The 7,147-nt window shown below is 46.1% G+C and carries 4 protein-coding genes; 2 read left to right on the top strand and 2 right to left on the bottom strand.

Going from position 1 to position 7,147, the window contains the following annotated elements:
• The first annotated feature begins 219 nt into the window (after positions 1-219).
• Together gyrB and gyrA are read left to right on the top strand one after the other, a co-directional pair.
• Positions 220-2,130, top strand: coding sequence for a DNA topoisomerase (ATP-hydrolyzing) subunit B (gene gyrB / locus SPIRS_RS21660; protein ID WP_013256835.1), 1,911 nt, complete (start codon positions 220-222; stop codon positions 2,128-2,130).
• Between the two features lie 36 nt (positions 2,131-2,166).
• Positions 2,167-4,623, top strand: coding sequence for a DNA topoisomerase (ATP-hydrolyzing) subunit A (gene gyrA / locus SPIRS_RS21655; RefSeq protein WP_013256834.1), 2,457 nt, complete (start codon positions 2,167-2,169; stop codon positions 4,621-4,623).
• 84 nt (positions 4,624-4,707) lie between these two features.
• Here the strand turns inward: gyrA and SPIRS_RS21650 are convergent, their stop codons facing one another.
• Both SPIRS_RS21650 and add read right to left on the bottom strand, forming a co-directional pair.
• Complete coding sequence (locus SPIRS_RS21650; RefSeq protein ID WP_013256833.1) at positions 4,708-5,826, bottom strand: hypothetical protein; 1,119 nt, start codon at positions 5,824-5,826, stop codon at positions 4,708-4,710.
• Between the two features lie 98 nt (positions 5,827-5,924).
• Positions 5,925-6,995, bottom strand: a complete 1,071-nt coding sequence (gene add, locus SPIRS_RS21645; protein ID WP_013256832.1) for an adenosine deaminase — start codon at positions 6,993-6,995, stop codon at positions 5,925-5,927.
• Positions 6,996-7,147 lie beyond the last annotated feature (152 nt).

The raw sequence follows: 7,147 nt of genomic DNA, 5'->3' as shown, positions 1-7,147 counted from the left end.
TAGAGAAACAACTATACACAAAAGTGGTCTGCTGTTACCTATCCAACTGACTCTTTCCATAATTTATCCACAGTTTATCAACACTTAGATCATATATCAATGAAGTTTAGTAGAAAGGTTTATTTTAGCGCAGCCCCCTGGAGTTTGCAAGGCGTTTACTTTTTATGTGGAAGAGGGTATACTTAGCTATTCTCTATCAGATTCACGCAGGTATCATACATGCAAAACAGTTATTCTGCCCAGAACATTCAAGTGTTAAAAGGGTTGGATGCAGTTCGAAAAAGGCCGGGAATGTACATTGGCTCTACCGGTCCTGAAGGGCTGCATCATTTAGTTTATGAGATTGTTGACAACAGCATTGACGAGGCTCTTGCCGGTTTTTGCGACGAAATTTTGGTTGTCATTGAAAAGGGAAACATCATCCGTGTTGAAGACAACGGACGAGGAATTCCAACCGATCTCCACAAAGAAGAGGGTGTGAGCGCCCTCGAAATTGTCATGACAAAGCTCCATGCCGGTGGAAAGTTCAATAAGGATACCTATAAGGTATCCGGAGGGCTCCACGGTGTTGGTGTTTCCGTCGTAAACGCATTATCCGAGTGGTGTGACGTATTTGTTCATCGTGATGGCTCTATTTTTTATCAAAAATATGATCGGGGAAATCCCGAGAAAGATGTCGCCACTGTAGGTGAGACCACGCGTCACGGTACGATTACTCGATTTAAGCCGGATGGTGAGATCTTTGAAACGGTGGAATTTAGTTTTGATGTCCTTTCCCGTCGTCTTCGGGAACTTGCTTTTTTAAATAAGGGCATCAGGATCATCATAGAAGATGAGCGCCTTCCCCAGAAGAAGACGAAAGAGTTCCAGTTTGAGGGCGGTGTAAAAAGCTTCGTTAGTTTCTTAAGCGAAAGCAAAAAGCCGATTCACAAGGAGCCGATTTACTTCGAGGGAATCCGTGACGGTATCGATCTGGAGTGTGCCCTTGAATATAACGAGGGATACAGCGAGAATATCTTCTCTTTTGTCAATAATATCAACACAAGGGAAGGCGGAACCCATCTTGTCGGCTTTAAAACGGCCCTTACCAGGACCTTCAATGATTTTCTGAAAAAATCAAAGTTTGCCAAAAAAATGGACGAAACCTTTTCCGGTGATGATGTCAGGGAAGGTCTGACCGCCGTGGTTTCCGTGAAGGTTCCCGATCCCCAGTTTGAAGGGCAAACAAAGGCCAAGTTGGGGAACTCCGAGGTACGGGGTGTTGTCGAATCTCTTGTTGCCGAGCATTTGACTTACTATTTTGAGGAGAATCCCAAGCTGATAGAAAAGATCCTCGAAAAGATTACCATGGCGGCTCGTGCTCGTATCGCAGCGAGGAAGGCTCGGGATCTTACCCGCCGCAAAAGTGCCTTAGAGAGTTCAAGTCTTCCTGGAAAGCTTGCCGATTGCGCCGAGAAAGATCCTTCCAAAAGCGAAGTGTATATCGTTGAGGGAGACAGCGCCGGCGGCAGTGCAAAACAGGGCAGGGACCGTCAGTTTCAGGCCATATTGCCCCTTTGGGGAAAGATGTTAAATGTTGAAAAGACCAGGGCCGACAAGGTGCTCACCAACGACAAGCTGCAACCTATCATTGCGACACTGGGAGCAGGGGCCGGAAAAGAGTTTGACATTAGTAAGGTTCGATATCATAAGGTGATCATCATGGCGGATGCCGATGTCGACGGGAGCCATATCAGAACCTTGCTCCTCACCTTTTTCTTTCGCTATATGCCGGAACTGGTCGAGCGGGGGTATGTCTATATTGCAATGCCTCCTCTTTATAAGATGCAATTGGGAAAGTCAATTACCTACGCATATGATGAAAGGGATCGTGAGAAGATCATGAAATCTCTGTTTGCCGAGGAGACTGAAAAGGTTGCTATTCAGCGGTATAAGGGTCTCGGTGAGATGAATCCGAATCAGCTGTGGGAAACAACTATGGATCCGGATTCAAGAAAAATTATGCAGGTGCGACTTGAAGATGCTGTTGAAGCAGATCAGATATTTTCTACATTGATGGGTGAGGATGTCGAGCCCAGAAGAAAGTTCATTGAAGATAATGCTCTGATGGTATCGAACCTCGATATATAGCATAGTGATATAGTTAGAAGGATAAGGGTTGCTCGAGTGGAAGAGATAAAGGGACAAGTAATTCCTATTTCAATAGAAGAAGAGGTTAGGGGATCTTACCTCAATTACGCGATGTCCGTCATCGTCAGCCGTGCCCTACCTGATGTACGGGACGGCTTAAAACCTGTTCATCGTCGTATCCTTTATTCGATGAATGAGATGGGTCTTCGATCGGATAGAGCCTTTAAAAAGTGTGGACGTATTGTCGGAGATGTTCTTGGTAAATACCATCCTCATGGCGACCAGTCGATTTATGATGCCCTGGTTCGGCTTGCCCAGGATTTTTCCATGCGCTATCCGGTGGTTAGGCCTCAGGGTAACTTTGGATCGGTTGATGGTGATCCTCCGGCGGCAATGCGATATACGGAAGCGAAGATGGACCGTGTCGCGGAGGAGATGCTCAAGGACATCAAGAAAGAAACCGTCGATTACGGTCCCAACTACGATGATTCGATGCAAGAACCTCTGGTTCTTCCTGGGGCCTTTCCCTATTTGCTTACCAATGGTGCAAGCGGAATTGCCGTTGGTATGGCAACGAATATGGCTCCCCACAACCTACGCGAGGTGTGTGCGGCAATAGTTGCCTACATCAACGATGCCAATATCTCCATTGATGATTTGATGAAATACATCAAGGGGCCTGATTTTCCGACCGGTGGTATCATCTTCGGAAGAAGGGGCATTAAACAAGCATTTCGAACGGGAAAGGGTAAAATTACCGTTCGGTCTAAGTTTGTTATTGAAACAACCAAAAGCGGGAAGGATCGGATCATCGTGACCGAGATTCCCTATGCAGTCAATAAAGCGAACCTTATTGTTAAGATTGCCGATCTGGTAAAAGAGAAGAGAATCGACGGCATTTCCGATCTACGGGACGAATCGGACCGCGATGGAATGCGTATTGTTATAGAACTGAAACGGGGAACGGTGCCCAAGGTTGTGTTGAATCAGCTTTTCAGCCACACGGCGTTGCAGCAGAATTTCAATGTTACCAACCTTGCCTTGGTCGACGGTATGCCAAAGCAGCTCAACCTAAAGGAGTTGGTCCACTATTTTGTCCGTCATAGGGTTGAGGTCGTTACCAGGCGTACCCGTTATGATCTGAAAAAGGCTGAAGAAAGGGCTCATATCCTCGAAGGTTTAAAAATTGCTCTTGATAACATTGATGAAGTGGTTCAGATCATCAAATCAAGTAATGATGTTAATCAGGCTCGTGAACGTTTGATGGAGCGTTTTAAACTTTCCGAGCGGCAGTCTCAGGCTATTCTTGATATGCGGCTTCAGAAACTGACCAGCCTTGAAACAAAAAAGATCGAAGAAGAACTTCGTGAAGTTCTCGCCCTTATTGCCTATCTCAAGGACCTTCTTTCCAGTGAGCAGAAAATATTGGGTGTTGTCCGTGATGAAACGGAGGAGATCGCCCAGAAGTACGGAGATGACCGAAAAACCGAGATAGTTGCCGATGAGGTAGAGGAGATCAACATCGAAGATCTTATCCAAAAAGAGGATATGGTCGTGCTGGTCTCCAATAAAGGCTTTATCAAACGTGTTCCCGTTTCCAGTTATCGAAACCAGGGGCGGGGAGGAAAGGGCTCTTCTTCTGCAAAACTGATCAACGAAGATTTCATTAAGCACCTTTTCATCGCCAGTACGCACGATTATATCCTTTTTGTTACAAATGAAGGGAAAGCCTACTGGATGAAGGTTCATGAGATCCCCGAAGGCAGTCGGGCAAGTCGTGGGACTCACATAAAAGCCCTTCTTGAAATATCTGCAAATGAGGATATTACCACTATTGTGAGTTTGCAGGAATTCAGCGAGGAACATTATCTTTTCATGGCAACGGCCAGGGGTATTGTCAAAAAGGTAAAAACCAGTGATTTCCGTAATGCTAGGACACGTGGAATTATCGCCATAAAACTTGATAACGGAGATACATTAATTACCGCGGTTCTTACCCGAGGAGACAGTGAAATTGTTATTGTCAGCCGTAATGGAAATGCTCTTCGTTTTCATGAGGATCAAGTGCGTGCCATGGGGCGTGCCAGCCGGGGAGTTACCGGGATACGACTTCAATCAGATGACGAGCTTGCCGGTATCCTCCGTGTCGAGGATAACGAGAAGATGCTCCTTCTTAGTGAGAATGGACTGGGGAAGAGGGTGGAATATGATCACTTTTCTCTTCATGGAAGAGGTACACGGGGACAAATAGCTTATAAGACAAGTGAAAGAAGCGGTGAAATCGTTGGAGTTCTTTCCGTTTTGGAGGAAGACGATCTTGTCTGTATCACAAGTCAGGGAAATACCATAAAGTTACATGTTTCAGATGTTCCTGTTCAGGGAAAGACCGCACAGGGCGTAAATATCGTTACCATTACTGCTCCTGATGTAGTGGTGGATGTTGCTCGTGTCATGAATGATAAAGATGAGGAAGAGGATCAGCCTCAAGCATAAAAAAGTGTTTCACGTGAAACAATGCGCCCCAGAGATGGGGCGTTTTTTTATCTACTGTCCGGAATCGTGGTGATTCCTTTACCTTTAAGCCCATGCATAAGAGGGCAAATAGTCAATCATCCACCGTAAGGGTGTAGGAATACACCTGACCCACAGCTCCCTCCCACTCCGATTCATAGGCTGATTCCGTAAGAAAAACCTCCGCCTACTGTAAAGAGTCCTCAGCTCGGACGCTATCCTCTTCCCCTCTATCCCAGCCACCACCCCATGTGTCTGCCCCCGCTTCTCATCCTTTCCCCCAACCCGATAGGGCTTCATAAAGTTGTGATAATACCGGTAGATCTCAAGCCGCTCCAGCATGTTCACCGTACTCCTTGCAAACTGGACCGTCTGCCTCACATGATCCGAGTCATCCTTCCGTATCTCCCTGTCAAGATAATTCACACTAAAGAGGGGATTACACAGATCCCGAACCCTCTTCGAACTGATCCTGTGGTGCTCTATCATTCCTGCCACCCCTTCCGGTAGTCCCCTCATCACCCTTTTGTATTGCGTATGCTCATCGGTATACAACTTCACCCTATCCCTCTCCGATTGCTCGGTCAGGGCAAGCACCTTTGCCACGACATTCTGAAACGACTGATAAACACTTCCTCTATAGACCTTTAGCTTCTCCTTGATCACCCTGTTTTTCTTCTTCTGATACCAGGTCATACGTCCCTTTCTGGTCAGCTGTGCATAGTCGGAGAGGAACCAGAACTGGGAGTCTTTTCCTGCCATGATGTGGATGTTGTTGGGGAGGTACTGGGAACAGACGAAGCTTTCAAAGCCGTCTGCGACCAGGTCTTCGTGGAGGTTCATGTCTGAGGTGAGGGAAGCAGAAGAGGCAAGGCACTGGTGGGAAAGGCGACGGATACGGTCTGAGATGGTGGAGCATGAGACCTTAAGGATACGGGAGAGGTCTCTGATACCGGAGCTGGTGACGAGGTGAGAGAGGATGGTTGTGTAGGGGAGGTGGAAATGGGTCCAGTAGTCGATGCTGAAGGTGCGAGTGGAGAAGGAGAGGTGGCAGGTTTTGCATTTGAACTTTTGGATGCGGGGAGAGGTTTGGGTAGAGTAGGAACCTGTTCTAAAGAACCAGTGGCCTTTTGGAGAGAAGTGGTTGAGGCAATGGGGGTTGGGGCAGAAGGGGGGATGGAACATGGGAAACTCCTTTTTCGTATTGTTCTTACTATAAGTAACTACGAGAAAAGGAGATTTTATTCATTTTCCACCACGATTCCGGACACTAGGTAAAGCAACTACCCCTTCAGGACATCCTGGTCGGGAAACGATGCTATTGCTTTCTCTGCATTATTCCAAAGCCTATCCTGTTCTTCTTTGGAAAGGAAGGTTGCGTAGATCCCGTTTTTCATGATGGCGATAAGTTCCTGAATCGAAAACAGACCGTGCTCATACATTTTATAATACTCTTCTACAAGCTCAACACCGAAAATCGAAGGATCATCGGTATTAAGGGTGACGTACAAACCTTGTTCATAAAAAGGCCTAATCGGATGTTGCTCATAGGCACTGACATATTTTCTAGTGAAGACATTACTGGTCGGGCAAACTTCAAGTGGAATCTGGCGATCGGCAAGCAGTTTCATCAGTTTTGGATCCTGTATTGAACTGATGCCATGACCAATCCTTTCCACATCCAGGTCTTGCACAGCGCTCCATACGGACTCCGGTCCGACATCTTCACCAGCATGAGCGACAACATGTAAACCAGCCGTTTTTGCTTGGGTAAAAACATCAATATAATCCAGAGCAGGCCCTTGGCTTTCAGCCCCGCCAAGCCCGATTCCGATGATCGACGATTTCGGATTGGAAAGGGTCAGATTCAAATTCCGCATGGCATTTTCTTTTCCAAAGCTTCTGGAAACATCGATGATGAATTTCACCTCGATCTGCTTTTCTGCTTTCAGTTTTGCCGCTCCCTCGTCTAAAAGGTCTGCGATGCGAGAAAAGCTAAACCCATTTTGGACGAACTTGCTCGGAGCAAAAAATATTTCAGCATAGGAGATATTGTTTTCGATAAGGTAGCGGCTGGCATCGTCTATCAGATAAGCGATATCCTCTTCTTCTTGAAAGCAGTTTTGTATTACATTGATAAAAAGATCGATAAACTCATCAAGGCTTTCGACCTGGAAACGGCGCACCAACTCTTCATGGGTGGTAATACCGGGAAAATCAAGATGATTTTTTTCTTTTAGTTTCCAAACGGTTTCCACACCAGCCATACCTTCGAGGTGGAGGTGTATTTCTGTTTTTGGAATGGCACGAATCAGAGATTCCACTCGTTCCCGCTTAAGCCTGGTTGTTATCATGTGAAGTCCTTTAGATATTCTATCGGTCACTTACCTGATAAAGTTTATATATTTAGCTTATACCAGATTATACTATTTTCAAAGTAAAAGGATATAAAAAAAGCCCGCCGCTTTTAAGTGTTTCGACCGGGCTTTTGAGACGTAAAAGCAGA

Source organism: Sediminispirochaeta smaragdinae DSM 11293 (genome assembly GCF_000143985.1).
GTDB classification, from domain to species: domain Bacteria; phylum Spirochaetota; class Spirochaetia; order DSM-16054; family Sediminispirochaetaceae; genus Sediminispirochaeta; species Sediminispirochaeta smaragdinae.
Note: the sequence above shows the minus strand (reverse complement) of the source record. Positions and strands in the feature narration are given on the sequence as shown.

What these genes read in the sequence shown, in the direction of transcription:
- gyrB (WP_013256835.1), top strand. Translation starts at nt 220, where the DNA reads ATGCAAAACAGTTATTCTGCCCAGAACATTCAAGTGTTAAAAGGGTTG.
- SPIRS_RS21650 (WP_013256833.1), bottom strand. Translation starts at nt 5,826, where the DNA reads ATGTTCCATCCCCCCTTCTGCCCCAACCCCCATTGCCTCAACCACTTC.
- add (WP_013256832.1), bottom strand. Translation starts at nt 6,995, where the DNA reads ATGATAACAACCAGGCTTAAGCGGGAACGAGTGGAATCTCTGATTCGT.